Source organism: Mesorhizobium robiniae, from assembly GCF_040545535.1.
In the GTDB taxonomy this organism is placed as follows: Bacteria; Pseudomonadota; Alphaproteobacteria; order Rhizobiales; family Rhizobiaceae; genus Mesorhizobium; species Mesorhizobium robiniae.
On the sequence record NZ_JBEPMC010000001.1, the window covers coordinates 236,837 to 253,753 of the forward strand.

Sequence of the window (16,917 nt, forward strand, 5' to 3'; positions counted from 1 at the left end):
GATGAACGCCGCGCCGCTTCCCAATGACGGGCCGGGCACCGGACCAGTGCTCGACATTCGCGATCTCGTCGTGGAGTTCCCCACGCGCCATGGTGTTCTGACCGCGATCCGCGGGGTGTCTGTTACGGTTGGACGCGGTGAGATTCTGGGTATCGTCGGCGAATCCGGCGCTGGAAAGTCGCTCACCGGCGCTGCCGTCATCGGTCTTCTCGAGCCGCCAGGCCGCATTGCCAGCGGCGAAATCCGCGTCGGCGGTCGCCGCATCGACAATCTGCCGAAAAGCGACATGATGGCACTGCGCGGCAAGACCATCGGCGCGATCTTCCAGGATCCGCTGACCTCGCTTAACCCATTGCTCACCGTCGGTGACCAGTTGGTCGAGACGATACGCTGCCACCTGCCATTGTCGCGAGCCGAGGCCGCCAGGCGCGCTATCGATCTGCTGAACGAGGTCGGCATCCCTTCCGCGGAACTGCGGCTCCAGCAGTATCCGCACCAGTTTTCAGGCGGCATGCGGCAGCGCGTGGTGATCGCGCTGGCGCTCGCCGGCGAGCCGGACCTTGTCGTCGCCGATGAGCCGACCACAGCTTTGGATATCTCGATCCAGGCACAGATCACCGCGCTTCTGAAACGCATCTGCCGCGACAGGGGAACAGCCGTTATGCTGGTCACCCACGATATGGGCGTGATCGTCGAAACCGCCGACCGCGTCGCGGTGATGTATGCCGGCCGCATCGTCGAAATCGGCCCAGTCGATGACATCATCCGCCGGCCGCAACATCCCTATACGCGCGGATTGATCGGCTCGATCCCGAGCCTGGTGACGCGCCGTGAGCGTCTCGTTCAGATTGACGGCGCGATGCCGCGGCTGAATTCCATGCCGCCCGGTTGTGCTTTCCATCCACGCTGCGTTCTGGCGGATACGCGCTGCCGTACTGATCTGCCGCCTTTGCAGAAAAACGGCTCCGGCATGGCAGCCTGTTGGAACCTCGCTGCCGGCAATGCCGTGGAGGCAGCATGACAAACGCGCTCGCCAAACCAACCCTGTGCGTCGATGACGTCGCCTGCTTCTTCGATGTCTCGCCCTCCTGGTTCGACCGTACGGTGATGCGCAAACCCAGACGCACGCTGAAGGCCGTCGACGGCCTGAGTTTCCTCATCGAGCGCGGCACTACGTTTTCGATCGTCGGCGAATCCGGCTGTGGGAAATCGACATTGGCGCGCCTGGTGGTCGGGCTGTACCAGCCGACGCGCGGCGCGCTCTCGTTTGCGAGCGGCAGCGGGCGCGATGGCTTCGTGCGCACTCAGATGATCTTCCAAGATCCGTTCGCCAGTCTCAATCCGCGTTGGCGCGTCGGCGCTATCATCGCCGAGCCAATCAAACAAATGGGGTTGCGCCGCTCGGGCGCCGAGACGCAGGCACGCGTCAGACAATTGCTGGAGACGGTCGGACTTTCCGGGCAAGATTCCAACCGCTATCCGCACGAATTCTCCGGCGGCCAGCGCCAGCGCATCTCGATCGCCCGGGCATTGGCCGCCGAACCGGAGTTTCTGGTCTGCGACGAGCCGACCTCGGCTCTCGACGTGTCGGTGCAGGCACAGATCCTCAATCTGCTCAAAGATCTGCAGCGCGAACTCAGCCTCACCTATTTGTTCATCAGCCACAATCTGGCGGCCGTGCGCCACGTGTCGGACCGCGTTGCCGTCATGTATCTCGGCCGGATCGTGGAGGAAGCCGCAACCGATGAGATCTTCGAACGGCCGCAACATCCTTACACGCGCTTCCTGCTCGATACCGTGCCCAATCTCGATCGCCCAAACCGCGATCGCGTGCCGGCGACAGTCGACCTGCCGAGCCCAATCGATCCGCCGCCTGGCTGCGCCTACAATCCGCGCTGTCCGCTGGTTACGGATATCTGCCGGGCTGCCGCACCTGAGCCGCGACCCGTCGGCTCCACTTTGGTGCGCTGCCATCATGCAATCGCCTAGCATGATGCGCGCTCAGCAGGACCAAAGCCGCCTGGACTGTCGCCGCATGGAAGTGGGGTAACGCCTTGCGTATTCTTATCGTCAATCCCAATACCACCGCCAGCATGACCGCGACGATCGCCAGGGCTGCATCCGCGGTCGCAGCCGGTCCGACCGAAATACTGGCCGCCACGTCCAGCATGGGCCCAGCTTCGATCGAAGGTTATTACGACGAGGCACTTGCGGTGCCGGGTCTGCTCGCGGAAATCGCACATGGTGAGCGCAATGGCGCCGACGCCGCGGTGATCGCCTGTTTCGACGATACCGGCCTTGATGCTGCACGAGCACTCGCCACCATTCCCGCTATCGGCATCTGCGAAGCCGCCTTGGTGACCGCAGCTTTCATTGCCCAGCGTTTTACCGTGGTGACAACCATGGAGCGTTCTCGAATACCGCTCGAAGGGTTGGTGCAGCGCTACGGCATGCATGGCAAAGCGAAGGTGCGCGCAGCCGACATTCCGGTGCTGTCGCTTGAGGATCCCACATCGGGCGCAGCATCGAAACTCAGGAGCGAGATCGCCCGCGCACTCTCAGAGGATCGTTCTGAGGCGATCGTGCTCGGCTGCGCCGGTATGGCCGACCTTGTATCGGAACTTAGCCATGAATTCGGCGTGCCTGTGATCGATGGGGTGGCGGCTGCTGTGAAACAGGCCGAGGCCTTGGTGGCATTGGGGTTGAGCACGTCAAAACGAGGGGCATATGCCTATCCCTTGGCGAAACCCTATATTGGTGCGCTTGCGTCCTTTGCGCCGGCAGTTTTGGCTCTGTGATGGACACAGAGACGGAGCACTCCCCACTGGACAGTATGGCGGCTCGACGTTCGGCCGCAACCCGGGTTCGCCTGGATCGAGCTTGGTGCCAGAAGTTTTCCTCGAGGGTGCGCGTGTCGCAACAGTGGCAGCTTCATGGACACAACCTAAGTCCGACCGTGCGCGCGCTTTGACGGCCTGCGCGTGGTTGACTAACCTGTCCAGCGGCTAAATTGCACCTATCCGGCGGCTATGCTTGATGCCGCCGCTATTTTATCCCACATCGGTCAGGATGAAGGACGAGATAGGTGAGCGGCGTTGGACTTTGCTGTGGGGGTTTCCCGCATCGCTGATCCTGCATGCGCTCATCACCGCGCTCTTGGTCTACGGCCTGCCCAGTTACCCCCAACAGCCGCAGGAGGAGCAAGCGGTAAATGTCGCACTCGTGCCTCCGCCCGATCAGCCAAAACCGAAACTTGCTCCCGCGCCGTCTCCAAAGAAGCCCGAGGCCAAAAAGCCGCCGGAAGCGAAGGTAGAAAAACCGCCCGAGCAGAATGTTGAAAAGCCACCTCCGCCGCAAAAGCCGTCGACAATCGAGGTGCTGAAGCCTGTTTTTCAGTTCGGCGACAAGGATACCGGCCCCAGGAAATCTCTGGATGGCGGCAGCGCTCAAGACAACTCTCCACCGCCGGCCAAGGATAACGATTCGAAGCCGCCTGTCGTGCCTAAGGATGCAGAGAACAAATCTGCCGGGTCGGCAAACTCCGACGAACGGGCAAATTCAACCAAGGTCGGCGAGAAGTCGGTAACTGCAGCGAAGGACACGGAGCCCACACAGGATGTGGGAAAGCAGGCAACTTCAAGCCAGGACAACCAGCAAGCAGACAAACAGAAGGCGGGAGCTTCCGACGCTGACAAACAAACAGCCGCGGCCGCGACGCCGTTGGCTGCTTCCGGCGGCAACGGCGAGATCGAGCTTCCCGCGTTGGCGGAAGCGCCGAAGCCCAGACCCGAAAATACGCCGAAATCCAATCCTGCAAAGGCATCGAGGTCCGGAAGCGGGAGCGCCAGGAGGCCAAGCTCCACAGACGTGGCCGTTGCTGCATCGCGGGCGTTTTCGGACCTTCCGGGCGTCCGCAGGCTCTATTCGCAAGGCGCTACAGGCGATGCAATCGCCACGACCTCGATGGCCGACGTGCCTCGCGATCAGCGGGCCGCCAAACTTTGCGCCAGCGCGTTGCAGCAGCAACTGCTGGACGCCTCTTATGTTCCCGACCTCGTGCCACTTGTTCCGCTGAAGAAGGGTAATGTCCTCGACGTCCCGAAAGCCGCTTTCCACGCGCGAACAACATGGTACCGTCTGAGCTTCCGGTGTGAGGTCGACACCAATGCGACAAGTGTCTCGTCCTTCACCTTCCGTGTCGGACCTGCTATCCCGCCTGACGAATGGGCCCGCCTTGGACTACCTATTCGCCACTAGAGCATTCCGGGGAAGCTACTAGAGCATTCCCGGGGAACAGGGTCGTTCGCATTGTCGACGCTCCGCTCACCAACACAGCCGAGCAAGCATGGCAAAAATGCACTGTCACCGTGATTCGAGTGTGGCCAGTCGCGGACCGGTGGTCTCCACCGGAATTGCCGTGGAGCCGTCAGCTCCGATGCCGGTCAGCCTGATGGCATCTTCTCGAAGGTCTTCAGGCCGGTCTCCATCTTGTCCCAGGGGAGGGCTCGGATACCGTAGGTCACCACGGTCGGATTGAACCGGCCCGGATCGTCGAGACTTGCGGCATGGACCGTGATCGGGTCCGGCATCGCGGTGTAAGTCAGGTAGACCGGGGTTCCGCAGACCGGGCAGAAGGAATGGATTTTCACGTTTCCGTTGTCCGCCGCGACACGCCATTCCGTCGTCGTGCCGGTGATCGTCACGTCCGCTCGCGACGAAAACGTCAGATAGGATCCATGACCGGTGCCGCTTCTTTTCTGGCAATCGCGGCAGTGGCAGTGGTTCTCGAAGATCGGGGCTGCCTTTGCCTCGTAGCGAACCGCGCCGCATGCGCATCCGCCGGTGTAGAGAGTGCTCATCTGCTTGGTTCCTTATTCGCGGATCAGGCCGCCAGTTCGGACGCGCGCGGCTTCGCGAAGACATCGATCGCCTGGCCTGTTTCGAGGAAGGATTTCAGGCTGGAGAGGACGACCGGCCACCCTTTTTTGATACCGTTCGCCATGCCGCTGCCGGCTTCGAGTTCGTCATGGGTGACGGTCAGCCGGACCATGGCCTCATACGCCTCGAGCTCGAAGGTTACCCGGCTGTAGCTCGCCGGATCGGACGCCTGCGAGGCGTTTGCCCAGGTGATGACGAGACGGGTCGGCGAGGAGACCTCGACCACCTCGCCGACAAGTTCGACGGTCCGTTCATCGTTGGCGCGGATGTGCTCCCATCTCGAACCGGGCTTCCAGTCGGAGACGTTTTCGTGGCCCCAGTAGCGCCGTGCGAGGTCTGGTTTCGTTATGGCCTCGAACACCTTTGCCGGGGTCGAGGCGATATAGGTAGTATAAGTAAAGCTGGTCCGTTCCTTGGTCATTGCTGCGTTCCTTTTTGTTCATGGGTGTAGGTAAATGGGAAAACAGTACCCGTGTGAGTGACAATCGTGTCGCGAATGGTTTCTAGTAGACGAAAGGTTGATGCATGACGCGCTGGCAGCTTGCCCATGGACGGCATCTCGATCTTGGCGCGAGATCGCTGCTGATGGGGATCTTGAACGTTACGCCGGACAGTTTTTCCGACGGGGGAGAATTCGATCGGCCGGAGCGGGCGCTCCAGCAGGCGCGGCGCATGATCGGCGAGGGCGCTGCGATCATCGACGTCGGCGGCGAGTCCACCCGGCCCGGCGCCGGCGCTGTTTCGGCGCGCGAGGAACAGTCGCGCATCCTCCCGGTCATCGAGGCGCTGTCGTCCGAGGGCGGCAGCCTCGTTTCGGTCGACACCTACCGGGCCGAGACGGCGCGGCTGGCGGTCGCGGCCGGCGCCCATATCGTCAACGACGTGCATGGTCTGCAGCGCGAACCCGACATCGCGCATGTCGCGGCGGAAACCGGCGCCGGCCTCGTCATCATGCACACCGGGCGCGGCCGCGAAAAACTGGCGGATGTGATCGCCGACCAGTTCCTGTTCCTGAACAGATCGCTGGAGATCGCGCGGGGCGCCGGCATTCCGGACGACCGGATCGTGCTGGATCCGGGCTTCGCCTTTGCCAAGGACGGTGAGGAAAACCTCGAGCTGATGGCTCGCTTCGGTGAATTGCGCGCTCTCGGTTTTCCACTGCTCGTCGGCACGTCGCGCAAGCGTCTTGCCCGTCACCTGGTCGGCGAAAGTGACGAGGGGCGCGACGTCGGCACAGCGGCGACCAGCGTCATCCTGCGGTTGAAGGGCGCTTCGATCTTTCGCGTGCACAACGTCGCGGTCAATCGTGATGCGCTGGCTTTCGCCGACGCGGTGCGCGAGCGCGAGACCGTGGAATAGAAAAGCGCGTCAGGCGGGCTCGGTCACGACACCGATCCGCCGGTAGACGAATGGCTCGTCCTGCGAAGGAACTGCCGCGGCACGCTGGGCTTCGTCGATCAGCATTGCCATGCGCGCATGGATCGGCGATTTCGCGCAAGCCGGGTCTGTCGCGGCGGCGTCGCCGGCGATCGCCATCGCCTGGCAACGGCAGCCGCCCCAGTCGATCTCACGCCGTTCGCAGCTGTGGCAAGGCTGCTGCATCCAGTCGGTGCCACGAAAGGCATTGAATGCCGGCGAATCGGTCCAGATCTCGGCCAGGCTGCGTTGGCCGAAACGCTCGAAGCTGAGCGATGGGATGGTCTGTGCGGCATGGCATGGCAGCAAGGTGCCGTCCGGCGTCACCATGAAGGCGTCTCGGGCCCAGCCGCCCATGCACGGCTTGGGATAGATAGCGAAATAATCCGGCGTGACGAAATCGATGTTCATGATGCCGGTGAGCCGTTCGCGCGCCGCCGCGACGATCTCCGCCTGCCGGTCGACCGCATCACGCTCGGGCATCAGTTGATCGCGATTGGTCAGCGCCCAGCCGGCATACTGCACGTTGGCGATCTCAAGCCGCTCCGCGCCCAGCGAAAGCGCCAGATCGATGAACTCAGGCACTTCCTCGATGTTGTGGCGATGAATCGGCGCGTTGATGGTGAGCGGCAGGCCGGCCGCGCGGGCGCGGCGTGCCGTCTCCAGCTTCTTTTCATGGCCGCCTTTGTGGTTGCCGATGCGGTCGGTGGTCGCCGGCCGTGCGCCTTGAAAGCTCAGTTGCAGATGGTCGAGCCCGGCTTCGGCAAACGCCTCGATGCGGCCTTCGGCAATGCCGACGCCGGCGGTGATCAGGTTGGTGTAGACGCCGCGCGCCGAGAGCCCGGCGATCAATTGTTCGAGGTCGCGGCGCAGCGTCGGTTCACCGCCGGATAGATGCACCTGGAGAACGCCGAGATCGGCGGCCTGCGAGAACAGGTCGAGCCAGGTCTGCGTATCGAGTTCGCGATTGGCCTTCAGCAATTCGAGCGGATTGGAGCAATAGGGGCATTGCAGCGGGCAGCGATGCGTCAATTCCGCCAGCATGCCGATCGGAGGGAGAAGGGGCTCGCTCATAGCTTCACCAGCAGCTTGTCCGACCATTCCTGCAGGAAGGCGACGACGTCGGCGGCCACGGCCTCCTGTTCGGCGTCATATTCCGCGGCAAGGTCGGCAATGATGTGGCCGACCGTGGACCGTCCGTCGCAGCGGCGCAATATGTCGAGGCTGATGTCGTTCGGCCAAAATACCTTTTCCGGCGAAAGCACGGCGAAGGCCTGACGCACGGGGTCGTACTGTATGCGCACGTGTTTCGGCAGCGAAGGCACCGACTGCTGCGACACTAAAACTCTTTCGCGCAGCGCCATCATGGGGCAGCCTCCGGACGGAAGGCGCCGGGCGGGATGTTCTCCGGCTCGGCATAGGCGTGTTGAAGCGCGTCGAGCATGGTCCACAGTATATCGCATTTGAACACCAGCGCATCGATCGCCTGCTGCTGGCGTTCCGCCGTGTCGGCATGGCCGAGCACGTAGGCGAGGGCGAAGTCGGCATCGCGCGAGGCTTGTTCGGGCCGGCGGGTGAAATAGGCCAGCGTATCCTCGGTGATGTAATCGTATTTGGCCAGCATCGCCGGCACCCGCTCACCGATGATGAGCGGCGAGAACATCTCGGTCAGCGACGACGCGACCGCCTCGAACAGTGTCCGGTTGGTGCAGAAGGAGAGGTAAGCGCCGACAGCGAAACGCGTCGCCGGCAGCGCCAGCCTTTCGCTCTTCACCGCATCGGCGTCGAGACCGAGCGAGGTTGCCAGATGCAGCCAGCGCGCAATACCGCCGCTCCAGCCGTCCTCGCCGTCATGGTCTTCGATGCGTTTGCGCCAGGCGGCGCGAAACGCGGGGTCCTCGGCATGTGCGAGGATCATCGCATCCTTGCGCGGGATGACGGCCTGGTAGCAATAGCGGTTCAGCGCCCAGGCCTGCATCTCGGTCCTCGACAGCGCACCGCTGGTCATCCTGTGATGGAAAGGATGGCGGTTGTGATAGCGTTCGGCACCGACCTGACGCAGCACGGCTTCGAGCTCGCTGGAGGACAGGCCGTTCCTGGCCGCGTCGTGGAAATCACTCAAAATTCCATCTCCATCCCGTCGTGGGCGACTTCCCAGCCGGCCGCTTTGACCGCTGCGTGTTCGGCGGAACTCTCGTCCAGGACAGGGTTGGTGTTGTTGATGTGGACGAAGACACGGCGGCCGATCCTCACATCGGCCAAGCCGGCGATAGAGCCCTCGTCTCCCGACATTGCTAGGTGCCCCATGCGCGCACCGGTTTTCTGGCCGACGCCGGCAGCAATCATCTCGTCGTCCGTGAAGACCGTGCCGTCGAACAGAAGGCAGGCGGCATCGGCTAGACGCGTGCGTAGCGTCGCATCGATGCGCGCGCAGCCCGGGATATAGAAGACGGAGCCGCGACTGCCGGCGCCGGTGATACGGACGCCGATCGTGTCGCCGGCGTCGGAGCTGAAATCGGCATCTGGCCGGCTTCTTTCCTCGAGATAGAGGGCGATCTTCCCGGGCACGGGAAAGCTCTCGACAGCCACGCCGGTGTCGTGGCCGTCCGCGTCGCGGATCGCCAGTTCTTCCGCCGGCGGCAAGATGCGCCGCGGCACGAGCGCCGGATCGAGAACATTGAAGATCGTGTTCGCCTCCAGCGTCGCCAGAACCTGTGTCGTTGCATAGATAGCGAAAGGCTGCCGCTCGCGGAGGCTGAGCAGGCCGGCGACATGATCGACATCGGCATTGGTCAGCACCACCGCACGGATAGGCGTCGAGCGCAGCGGCGCATCGTGCGCGGGCTGCAATTCAGGCGTTTGCGCAATCTGCTGGCGAATGTCGGGCGAGGCGTTGAACAGAACCCAGCCGGCCCCATCCACTGACGTGGCGATGCTCGATTGGGTTCGCGAATGTACGCCACCCATCCCGGTGCGAGCCGCGCGGCTCAGGCGATAATTGCAGTTCCATTGCGGAAAGCCGCCGCCTGCCGCCGAGCCGATGATCTTCAAGCGCATTGCAATGCCCGCTCTGCGGCTCGTTCAACCGGCAGGAAATCCTCGGCTGCGAATCGCTTCGCACCCGCATTGAACGCGTCAAAGCCTTTCACGAAGGCCTCGCGCGGCAAGGGAGTGCGTGCCCCTGTTGCCAGGGGCACGCACCTCTGCGGCCTACTTCTTGGGAGGAATTTCAGCAGGCAGATACCGCGAAATTTCGAAGCCCGCAGCAACTTGGCACATGGTCGGTTTCGTCCAGCTCTTCTTCATGGCATTTCTCCTCTTCTACCAGCCCGAAGGGGCCGATCCTTTTCTCAGTCAACCATTGCTGGGCACCATTGCAATGGCTCGTCCATCAGCTCTCAAAATGGACAAATGAAACGGTAGGTTCTGAAAAGTCGAAAAACAAGACGATCGAAAATAACAATGTTCATGCTTCAATTGCTAATCACGTAAGGCTTCTTCTCCTCCAGCGGAAGGTTTGCGCGTTCCCATCCATCGGCGCCGAGCGGATACCAGATTACCGAACTGTAGCCCCATTCGATGGCCCGTTTCGCGGCATTCCAGGACATCCAGCAATTCGTCATGCAATAGAACAGAATAGCGCGCGAGTTGTCGGCGCCGGCTTCGGCCGCGAGGCCTTGGCGAAAATAGCTGGCGGTCTCCTCGGAAATAGCGCCGTAACCGACATTGGCCAGCCAGATGCTGCCCGGGATGTCCTTTCTGGTCGCCTCTCTCCAAATCGTTCCTGCCGGCAAATTGGTCGGCTTCGGCGTGTTCGGCATGACGTCGAAGAACACCGCCTTCTTCTCCCGCCACAGCGCCTCCGCCTCTGCCGTCGTCACTACCCTTGCGCCTTGCAGCGTCCGCGGCACCGGCGCCCGATAATCGTCCATCCGATAGCCGCCGGGCTCGGCGATATCGCCAGCCCACATCGGTTGGGTCAGACCCAGGAGGCCCGCAGCGACCAGCAAAATCGTCTCCTTTCCCTTCATACCGATATCGTCCCCTATACCGGTATCGTCATTGCGTGATCGGATTGTCGTGTTCGTCGATCAGCGGCACATTGTAGTCCAGTAGAATCCTCGTGATCTCCGCCTGGTTTTCCCGGATCACCCGGTTGAGCGTCCGCTTCCATTCCTGGTCGGATAGACGCACGCCCATGGTGATGCGGTAGGACATGCGCGAGCCGGTCTTTTCCTTCACCAGCGGAACGATCGTGAGATCGGCGCCGAGTTGCTTGGCATAGTAGCCTGCCATCGGTCCCCAAATGACCGCCGCGTCGATCTTGCCGGCGAGCATGTCCTTGATCATGACCTCGCCCATGGAAGGGGTGAGGCGTGTATCCACGGCCAGCGGATATATTTTTGCCGTTCGCAAGAGCTTGTTGGCGGCCATGTTGGCAGTCGGCGGCGTGCTTTCGACGACGCCGATCCTCTTGCCGGCGAGTTTCGGATCTTCGATCGTCTCGACGCCTTCCATGCCGTTGCCCTTCGGGTGCACCAGCACATAGGAGGAGCGATAGTAGGCGTTGGTGTTCTGCACCAGTTCATCGCCCTGGGCATAGCCCATGATGATGTCGCATCGGTTGGCGGCCAGCGTGTTGCGCACGAAGCCGGCAACAAGAGGAAACCATGTGTAGGCGACGGACTTCCGACCGGTTTTCGCGGCAACCAGTTCGGCCAGCCTGTTTTCGAAGCCTTCGCCGCTCTTGTCGGTGAAGGGCATGTTCGAAGGATCGGCGCAGACGCGAAGAATGTCGGGATCGACCAGTTCTCCCGCCGCACCAAGCCCGGCGCCTTGCGCCTGGGCGTTCGAAGGCAGCAAGGCGAGCGCGCCGAGGACCGGCAGGACAAAACGCAGCTTCAACGCGTCACGGCCAATCATATCATCCACCCATACAGGATGCTTCGGCATCCTTCGCTGCTTGTGGCTTGTCTGCTTTCTTCGGTGGCCTGCCGCGGGGCGCCGCACCGTCGGCGCGGGCACGGAGATAGACGTAGAGATCGTCCATGTAGCAATAGACGTTCTTGTTGTCGCCAAAGGCAGGCATGACATTCTCCTTGCCGCCGCCGACATTCTTGCGGCCTTCGGCAACGATCGAGAGGAACGTGGCGTAATCCATGGTTTTCAGGCTGTTGACCAAGGCCGGCGCATAGGTTGAACCTGTACCGTCCGGTCCGTGACAGACATGGCAATCGGAATGATAGCGGCGGTAACCGCTGAATGTGTACCAATCCACGGTTCCGTTTTCGATCTTGTAAGTCGGATTTCCCTCCGCGTCGAAATACTTGCCGTTCTCTTCCGTCACCACCTTGGCCTTTTCCGCGCTGTCCTGGGCCTGTGCGAGATTTGAGCTTGCAAGAGGCAGCAGAGTCAGGGCGAGAGCGGAAATTACAATGCGAACGGACATTCAGTGTCTTCCTTCATTTGCCACGCACACGGATTTTTCTGTCGTGAAGCAGCATTGATCGATGTTTGGGGCGCGGCGAAATCGAGAGCCCGGTCCTGGCTTCCCGGTGATCCGGGCTCTCGGTTTTCAAGCCTTTGGGTCGATGACCCGAGGCATGCCTAAGGTTCCCGTGTATCAGTCCGGGAGACCGAAGACGGTGAGCTGGCCGCCCAGCGTCGTGTAGTCGGCAAGTGCTGCATAGCCACCGACCGCACCCAGACCAGCGGTCCCAACAACCGCGGCCTCGTCGCCTTGCGCACGGCCCTGATCGACGGCGCCATGCCAGGCAGCGGCGTTATCAGGCGACAGCAGTCCACCTGCCAGACCGATACCGGCCCATCCGCCGACGCCGGACAGAACGGCGATGTACTGCTTGCCGTTATGCTCGTAGGGCGTGACGTTGCCGATGATGCCGGACGGGGTCTTGAACTTGTAGAGTTCGTTGCCGTCATGATCGACCGCCTTGATGTAGCCTTCGAGCGTGCCGTAGAAGATGACATCGCCGTCGGTTGCCAGCGCGCCCGACCATACCGAGAACTGCTCGGGCTTCGACCAGACGATCTCGCCCTTGGCAGCATCCCAGGCAATGAAGTTGCCCATGTTGCCTTCACCTCCAGGGGGAGGATACATCGACACGGTGGCGCCCACATAGGGCTGGCCGGCGGTGTAGCTCACCTTGTAAGGCTCATAGTCCATGCAGACATGGTTCGTCGGTACGTAGAACAGGCCGGTCTTCGGCGAATAGGCCGCCGGCTGCTGGTCCTTGGTTCCAAGCGCCGCCGGGCAGATGCCCGTCGTGTTGGTGTCTTCGCCGTTCTGCTGGGTCGAATATTTGGCCACGACCTGCGGGCGGCCATATTGGTCGCTGCTGGGGTCCATGTTGACTTCCGTCGCCCAGTTCACTGCCGGATCGTATTTCTTGGCGACGAGAAGCTCGCCAGTGGCGCGATCCATGGTGTAGGCAAAGCCGTTGCGGTCGAAATGCACCAGCACGTCGCGCTTGGCGCCGCCGACCTCCATGCCATCAACGAGAATCATTTCGTTGATGCCGTCAAAGTCCCACTCGTCATGCGGGGTCATCTGGTAGAGCCATTTGGCAACACCAGTATCCGCATCGCGAGCCATGATCGTCATCGACCAGCGATTGTCGCCTGGGCGCTGAACCGGGTTCCATGTCGAGGGATTGCCGGTACCATAATAAACCAGGTTCAGCTTGGGATCATAGGAATACCATCCCCATGTCGTGCCGCCGCCTGTCTTCCACTGTTCGCCTTCCCAGGTGTTCGTGCCGGAATCCTTTCCGACAGGTTTGCCGAGATGGGTGGTCTTTTCGGGATCGATCAGGGTGTCTGCGTCCGGACCTTCCGAATAGGCTTTCCAGGCGAGCTTGCCATCTGCCAGATTGTAGGCGGCCAACCAGCCGCGAACGCCGAATTCAGCGCCGGAGACGCCGACGAGCACCTTGTCCTTGATGACTACGGGTGCTGACGTACCGGATTCGCCCTTTCCACCATCGGTCTGCTCGCCGTTCTTGACCGACCAGACAACTTTGCCGGTCTTGGCATCGAGCGCCACGACGGTGGTGTCTGCCTGGTTGAGAATGATCTTGCCGTCACCATAGGCGACGCCACGATTGACCGTGTCGCAGCACATGATTCCAATAACATTGGGGTCTTGCTTGGGCTCGTATTTCCAGAGGATCTTTCCGTCATTGTTGAGATCGAGAGCGTAGACGGTGTTGGGGAACGGCGCGTGGACATACATCACATCGCCGATGATCAGCGGCCCGCCTTCATGGCCGCGCAACACGCCAGTGGAGAAGCTCCACTTGACCTGCAGGTTCTTCACATTGTCCTTGGTGATCTGGTTAAGCTTGGAAAAACGGGTGTTGGCGTAGTCACCCGTCTGCATCACCCAGTCCTTGGGATTTTCGGCCATTTTCATTAGTTCTTCGTTGGCCGAAGTCATGTGGACCGCGCCGAACGACATGAGCGCCGCGGTCGTTAGTAGGTAGGCAGTTTTCGCAAATACACGCATCAAAGTCCTCCCAGGGTTCACAATGACGAATCGTCCGTTGAGCCCACGAGGGCTTGCCCAAGCGATTCATGTGGGGGAAGTATTTCCGGCAGCGTGTCACGACCTAAGCCGAATGAGCAGAGGGCACCGTTACTGCCCATCCCACTTGGCCTACGAAAGACTGTCGCCGCTCCCTAATGACGGTGACGCCCTTGAAGCCGGAAACAGGATGAAGCTATGTCATCCCCAGGCGGATGGCAAGAAAAATCACTTCCGTCTATGTTGCACTGCAATATAGAGAAATAAATATAAAAAAACTCATACATAAAGCTATTGATCGACTGTGACAAAGGGAGGATTTATATAACTTGCCATGTTTTGCGTATTTTTTTGGCCAAATGTATCGATTTTTATTTAGTAATATTCACTAGAGCCTATGGCGTTAAGTATGCGCCCGTCGCTCCGGGTGGCGATAGTAAGAGCGGCATGAAATGAACGCCAACACCAGGATTCGGAGCGGATGAACGCGTCATCTGAGAGGCCTTTTGCCGGCCGGCAAGGCATTGCTCCTTTGGTACTATACGCCGGGCATGAGAGCTTGACCGGGGTGGTGGTACGAGGCCAACTGGTGTGGTGGATCTGTCTCGACCGATGGGGGCCGATCCATCGGGCTCGATAAATCGCGTCCAGGCCAAGCGGAGGATTCCTCATGATCAGACATGTCGGCTTTTCGGCCTTGCCGCTATTGCTTACATCGGCCCTGGCATTCGCAAATCCGGCCGGCGCCGCCGGCGATTATCCGACAGCGACGGTTGTCGAATATGTACTCGGCTGCATGCAGACGAACGGCCAGACCCGTCGGGCGCTGGAGAGCTGTTCCTGCTCGATCGATGTCATCGCCTCGATCGTTCCCTTCGAGCATTATGAAAGGGCCGAGACCTTCAAGAGCATGTCCCTGACGACGGGGGAGCGTTCGGGACTGTTTCGCGAAAGCGCGCCGGCGAAAGCCGCCGGCACTGAACTGAAGCGCGCGCAGGCGGAAGCCGACGTGCGCTGCTTTTAAAATGCGTTGCGCACGGCTTCGAGACTTCAGAGTCCCGTAGCCTCTAGCGGCCATTGATTGCGAAACACCTTGCCATCCGTATCGATCGCTTCGACCTGGATTTCGCCGTCGCCGTGCGCCTTGAAATCGAACCGGAAATTGGGGTCTTCCGAAATCGATATTCCACCCTCCATCGAGAGGATCGGCCGGTCTGCCTGCGAGATCGACAGTTTCTGAACAAAATGCGCGGGGATGAAATACTGGGTCAGCGGATTTCGCTGCAGGCCCGAATTGTTCGGGTGCCGGATCATCAGTTGCAATTCCTGTGCCTTCGTCATCGTCTCTTGAGGCGGGAATTGGCGCAGCTTCATCTGCCCCATCGTCGCCTTCGCCTCATCCTGGTTCTTGACCGCCGGAGCCGAGCATCCGCCTGACGCCTTGACGAAGGTCTGAGCCATATGGAGTTCGCCGCCCTGCGTTTCTGCAATGGCGCGCAAATAGGAATAGTCGTTGACGCGCACGCGCGTCGACAGATGCGTCACGCCGGCATCCTTGCCGATCTGGAACGTCGCAGCCACCGGCGCCGGATTGACGTCGATGATCAAGGTGACGGATTTGATGCCGTCGGGCGCCTTGGCGGGGTCGATATAGATGTCGACGGGGACGATGGCGGCATCCTGCGCCCGCTTCGGCGCCTCGATCCTGACGACGCCGCTATCGACCAGAATTGCCCGATCGCCGAACACGTCGCCTTTCAGATCCTGCCAGACCCTGTCGGAAGACGCGGTTGTCTGCTGTGCGTTGGCGGTTCCAGAGGAACCGAGGAGCGTACCGACGGACAGGATGATCGCGGCAAAGATAGCTGCGAGCGGCAAGGCGAGCTGCCGGCTCCGATAAGCGTGGTCTTGCATTCCAATGCCTCCACCAATGTCAGAGAGGTGGTGCCCAGGCTGGCGTCGAGGATAAGCCTTTGACGATGCCTTGGCAAATCGATCCACCTCGTCGCGTCCAGCGCTTGTCGGTGGGGTCTATTCCCATTCGAGTTCGGCAAAAGCGGCCGTCGCATTGCGCTCGTTATAGTCGTCGAACAGACGCCAATTGCCCCGTTCGCTTGCGCCGGCGGTCTTGACTGCCTCGCTGAGCGGCATCCCGTCGGCGATCGCCTTGCGAAGATCTCCCGCCAGAACCTCGAAATAGCGCCGTTCAGCCGTCAGCGCTTCCGGCCAGTCGGCCGGCACCGGGCCATGGCCCGGCACGACGCGCGCGGCGCCGATCGCGGCAAGTGCATCCATCTGGCGCAGCCAGCCGAGCAGCGACCCGTCAAGCGTTGGCAAGGAGCCGATGAAAACGAGATCGCCGGCAAACAGCGTTTGGGTCGCGCTGTCGAAAACGGTCAGGTCGTTGTCGGTGTGCGCCGCCTTCCATGCCCGCAATTCGAGCACGCGCCCGCCGAGGTCGAGCTGCAGACGATCATCGACCAGCATCGTCGGCGGTATGATCTCGACCCCTTTCATGAGCGTATCGCCGATCTGTTGGCGAAAGCTTTGCAGGTAGAACGCGCCGCGCGCCTCGAGCGCACGCGGCAGATTGCGATGGCCGACGATGGCCGCGCCGATCTCCCGAAACGCCGCATTGCCGAAGATGTGGTCGGGATGCATGTGGGTGTTGATCAGGTAGCGAACCGGCTTGGTGCTTATTTTGCCGATTGCGGCGATGAGCGCGTTCGCCTCGACCAGGCTGCCGCCGCTGTCGATGACGGCAACGGCGTCGGTGCCGACGACGACGCCCAGATTCGAGATCGCGCCTTGGTTGGCGGCGTTCATCAATTCATCCACGCCCTGGAGGGCGAAGACGCCGTCGGCGACTTTCCTGACCTTGAATTCAAGGTCACCGGCAGCGGCGAGAGCTGCCCGCCCGAGGCAACAGGGCAGCATCGCGGCGCTGACTGCGGTGCAGGCGAAGCCGCTGACAAGCTTGCGTCGTATCCTGTCGATCGGCATGGCGTTCCCCCGATATG

The 16,917-nt window shown here is 61.3% G+C and carries 19 protein-coding genes; 7 read left to right on the forward strand and 12 right to left on the reverse strand.

Annotated features, from left to right (window positions below; genetic code table 11):
* Position 1: 1 nt before the first annotated feature.
* The 4 genes from ABID19_RS01115 (at position 2) to ABID19_RS01130 (ending at position 4,257) form a co-directional block, all read left to right on the forward strand.
* Complete coding sequence (locus tag ABID19_RS01115; RefSeq protein ID WP_354487318.1) at positions 2 to 1,021, forward strand: ABC transporter ATP-binding protein; 1,020 nt, start codon at positions 2 to 4, stop codon at positions 1,019 to 1,021.
* Positions 1,018 to 1,989 carry an ABC transporter ATP-binding protein gene (locus tag ABID19_RS01120; RefSeq protein WP_354487320.1) on the forward strand — a complete coding sequence of 324 codons (972 nt, stop codon included), beginning with the start codon at positions 1,018 to 1,020 and terminating at the stop codon, positions 1,987 to 1,989. The genes ABID19_RS01115 and ABID19_RS01120 overlap by 4 nt, the downstream gene beginning before the upstream one ends.
* A gap of 65 nt (positions 1,990 to 2,054) precedes the next feature.
* Positions 2,055 to 2,798, forward strand: a complete 744-nt coding sequence (locus ABID19_RS01125) for an aspartate/glutamate racemase family protein (RefSeq protein WP_354487322.1) — start codon at positions 2,055 to 2,057, stop codon at positions 2,796 to 2,798.
* Between the two features lie 271 nt (positions 2,799 to 3,069).
* Positions 3,070 to 4,257 carry a DUF930 domain-containing protein gene (locus ABID19_RS01130; RefSeq protein WP_354488258.1) on the forward strand — a complete coding sequence of 396 codons (1,188 nt, stop codon included), beginning with the start codon at positions 3,070 to 3,072 and terminating at the stop codon, positions 4,255 to 4,257.
* A gap of 185 nt (positions 4,258 to 4,442) precedes the next feature.
* Here ABID19_RS01130 and ABID19_RS01135 read toward each other — a convergent pair whose 3' ends face one another.
* Positions 4,443 to 4,859 (reverse strand): GFA family protein, encoded by a 417-nt coding sequence (locus ABID19_RS01135; protein ID WP_354487323.1) that lies wholly within the window; start codon positions 4,857 to 4,859, stop codon positions 4,443 to 4,445.
* Between the two features lie 23 nt (positions 4,860 to 4,882).
* Positions 4,883 to 5,359, reverse strand: coding sequence for an SRPBCC family protein (locus ABID19_RS01140; protein ID WP_354487325.1), 477 nt, complete (start codon positions 5,357 to 5,359; stop codon positions 4,883 to 4,885).
* A gap of 104 nt (positions 5,360 to 5,463) precedes the next feature.
* On the opposite strand from ABID19_RS01140, the gene folP reads away from it, so the two are divergent.
* Positions 5,464 to 6,297, forward strand: a complete 834-nt coding sequence (gene folP / locus ABID19_RS01145) for a dihydropteroate synthase (protein ID WP_354487327.1) — start codon at positions 5,464 to 5,466, stop codon at positions 6,295 to 6,297.
* A 9-nt stretch (positions 6,298 to 6,306) separates the two neighbouring features.
* Here folP and pqqE read toward each other — a convergent pair whose 3' ends face one another.
* From pqqE to pqqB, 4 genes are read right to left on the reverse strand one after another with little or no spacing between them, the layout of a single operon-like run.
* Entirely contained in the window at positions 6,307 to 7,428 is a 1,122-nt protein-coding gene (pqqE, locus tag ABID19_RS01150; RefSeq protein WP_354487329.1) for a pyrroloquinoline quinone biosynthesis protein PqqE, read from the reverse strand.
* The gene (gene pqqD, locus ABID19_RS01155; protein WP_352931103.1) at positions 7,425 to 7,721 is read right to left on the reverse strand and encodes a pyrroloquinoline quinone biosynthesis peptide chaperone PqqD; all 297 of its coding nucleotides are present in this window, start codon (positions 7,719 to 7,721) and stop codon (positions 7,425 to 7,427) included. The genes pqqE and pqqD overlap by 4 nt, the downstream gene beginning before the upstream one ends.
* Positions 7,718 to 8,476 (reverse strand): pyrroloquinoline-quinone synthase PqqC, encoded by a 759-nt coding sequence (gene pqqC, locus ABID19_RS01160; RefSeq protein WP_354487331.1) that lies wholly within the window; start codon positions 8,474 to 8,476, stop codon positions 7,718 to 7,720. The genes pqqD and pqqC overlap by 4 nt, the downstream gene beginning before the upstream one ends.
* Positions 8,473 to 9,411: a pyrroloquinoline quinone biosynthesis protein PqqB gene (pqqB, locus tag ABID19_RS01165; RefSeq protein WP_354487333.1), complete on the reverse strand. Its 939-nt coding sequence runs from the start codon at positions 9,409 to 9,411 to the stop codon at positions 8,473 to 8,475. Before pqqB ends, pqqC begins: the two co-directional genes overlap by 4 nt.
* 220 nt (positions 9,412 to 9,631) lie before the next feature.
* Between pqqB and ABID19_RS01170 the strand changes: the two genes are divergently transcribed.
* A complete protein-coding gene (locus ABID19_RS01170) occupies positions 9,632 to 9,769 on the forward strand; it encodes a hypothetical protein (RefSeq protein WP_164547143.1) in 138 nt (45 codons plus the stop codon).
* Between the two features lie 58 nt (positions 9,770 to 9,827).
* Here ABID19_RS01170 and ABID19_RS01175 read toward each other — a convergent pair whose 3' ends face one another.
* From ABID19_RS01175 to ABID19_RS01190, 4 genes are all read right to left on the reverse strand, one after another.
* The gene (locus tag ABID19_RS01175; protein WP_354487335.1) at positions 9,828 to 10,385 is read right to left on the reverse strand and encodes a PQQ-dependent catabolism-associated CXXCW motif protein; all 558 of its coding nucleotides are present in this window, start codon (positions 10,383 to 10,385) and stop codon (positions 9,828 to 9,830) included.
* Between the two features lie 28 nt (positions 10,386 to 10,413).
* A complete protein-coding gene (locus ABID19_RS01180) occupies positions 10,414 to 11,277 on the reverse strand; it encodes a quinoprotein dehydrogenase-associated putative ABC transporter substrate-binding protein (RefSeq protein ID WP_354487337.1) in 864 nt (287 codons plus the stop codon).
* Between the two features lies 1 nt (position 11,278).
* Positions 11,279 to 11,803: a c-type cytochrome, methanol metabolism-related gene (locus tag ABID19_RS01185; RefSeq protein ID WP_354487339.1), complete on the reverse strand. Its 525-nt coding sequence runs from the start codon at positions 11,801 to 11,803 to the stop codon at positions 11,279 to 11,281.
* Between the two features lie 174 nt (positions 11,804 to 11,977).
* The gene (locus ABID19_RS01190) at positions 11,978 to 13,879 is read right to left on the reverse strand and encodes a methanol/ethanol family PQQ-dependent dehydrogenase (RefSeq protein WP_354487341.1); all 1,902 of its coding nucleotides are present in this window, start codon (positions 13,877 to 13,879) and stop codon (positions 11,978 to 11,980) included.
* Positions 13,880 to 14,567: 688 nt separating this feature from the next.
* On the opposite strand from ABID19_RS01190, the gene ABID19_RS01195 reads away from it, so the two are divergent.
* Positions 14,568 to 14,921, forward strand: coding sequence for a hypothetical protein (locus tag ABID19_RS01195; RefSeq protein WP_352931115.1), 354 nt, complete (start codon positions 14,568 to 14,570; stop codon positions 14,919 to 14,921).
* 26 nt (positions 14,922 to 14,947) lie between these two features.
* Here the strand turns inward: ABID19_RS01195 and ABID19_RS01200 are convergent, their stop codons facing one another.
* On the reverse strand, positions 14,948 to 15,811 hold the full coding sequence (locus tag ABID19_RS01200) for a quinoprotein dehydrogenase-associated SoxYZ-like carrier (protein ID WP_354487343.1): 864 nt from the start codon (positions 15,809 to 15,811) through the stop codon (positions 14,948 to 14,950).
* A 117-nt stretch (positions 15,812 to 15,928) separates the two neighbouring features.
* Positions 15,929 to 16,900: a quinoprotein relay system zinc metallohydrolase 2 gene (locus ABID19_RS01205; protein ID WP_354487344.1), complete on the reverse strand. Its 972-nt coding sequence runs from the start codon at positions 16,898 to 16,900 to the stop codon at positions 15,929 to 15,931.
* Between the last annotated feature and the right edge of the window lie 17 nt (positions 16,901 to 16,917).

Excerpts from the sequence above, each read along its gene's own strand:
- ABID19_RS01115 (WP_354487318.1), top strand. The coding sequence starts at position 2 with ATGAACGCCGCGCCGCTTCCCAATGACGGGCCGGGCACCGGACCAGTG.
- ABID19_RS01135 (WP_354487323.1), bottom strand. The coding sequence starts at position 4,859 with ATGAGCACTCTCTACACCGGCGGATGCGCATGCGGCGCGGTTCGCTAC.
- pqqD (WP_352931103.1), bottom strand. The coding sequence starts at position 7,721 with ATGATGGCGCTGCGCGAAAGAGTTTTAGTGTCGCAGCAGTCGGTGCCT.
- ABID19_RS01170 (WP_164547143.1), top strand. The coding sequence starts at position 9,632 with ATGGTCGGTTTCGTCCAGCTCTTCTTCATGGCATTTCTCCTCTTCTAC.
- ABID19_RS01205 (WP_354487344.1), bottom strand. The coding sequence starts at position 16,900 with ATGCCGATCGACAGGATACGACGCAAGCTTGTCAGCGGCTTCGCCTGC.
- ABID19_RS01120 (WP_354487320.1), top strand. The coding sequence starts at position 1,018 with ATGACAAACGCGCTCGCCAAACCAACCCTGTGCGTCGATGACGTCGCC.
- folP (WP_354487327.1), top strand. The coding sequence starts at position 5,464 with ATGACGCGCTGGCAGCTTGCCCATGGACGGCATCTCGATCTTGGCGCG.
- ABID19_RS01190 (WP_354487341.1), bottom strand. The coding sequence starts at position 13,879 with ATGCGTGTATTTGCGAAAACTGCCTACCTACTAACGACCGCGGCGCTC.
- ABID19_RS01180 (WP_354487337.1), bottom strand. The coding sequence starts at position 11,277 with ATGATTGGCCGTGACGCGTTGAAGCTGCGTTTTGTCCTGCCGGTCCTC.
- ABID19_RS01140 (WP_354487325.1), bottom strand. The coding sequence starts at position 5,359 with ATGACCAAGGAACGGACCAGCTTTACTTATACTACCTATATCGCCTCG.
- ABID19_RS01175 (WP_354487335.1), bottom strand. The coding sequence starts at position 10,385 with ATGAAGGGAAAGGAGACGATTTTGCTGGTCGCTGCGGGCCTCCTGGGT.
- pqqE (WP_354487329.1), bottom strand. The coding sequence starts at position 7,428 with ATGAGCGAGCCCCTTCTCCCTCCGATCGGCATGCTGGCGGAATTGACG.
- ABID19_RS01195 (WP_352931115.1), top strand. The coding sequence starts at position 14,568 with ATGATCAGACATGTCGGCTTTTCGGCCTTGCCGCTATTGCTTACATCG.
- ABID19_RS01185 (WP_354487339.1), bottom strand. The coding sequence starts at position 11,803 with ATGTCCGTTCGCATTGTAATTTCCGCTCTCGCCCTGACTCTGCTGCCT.
- pqqB (WP_354487333.1), bottom strand. The coding sequence starts at position 9,411 with ATGCGCTTGAAGATCATCGGCTCGGCGGCAGGCGGCGGCTTTCCGCAA.
- ABID19_RS01200 (WP_354487343.1), bottom strand. The coding sequence starts at position 15,811 with ATGCAAGACCACGCTTATCGGAGCCGGCAGCTCGCCTTGCCGCTCGCA.
- ABID19_RS01130 (WP_354488258.1), top strand. The coding sequence starts at position 3,070 with ATGAAGGACGAGATAGGTGAGCGGCGTTGGACTTTGCTGTGGGGGTTT.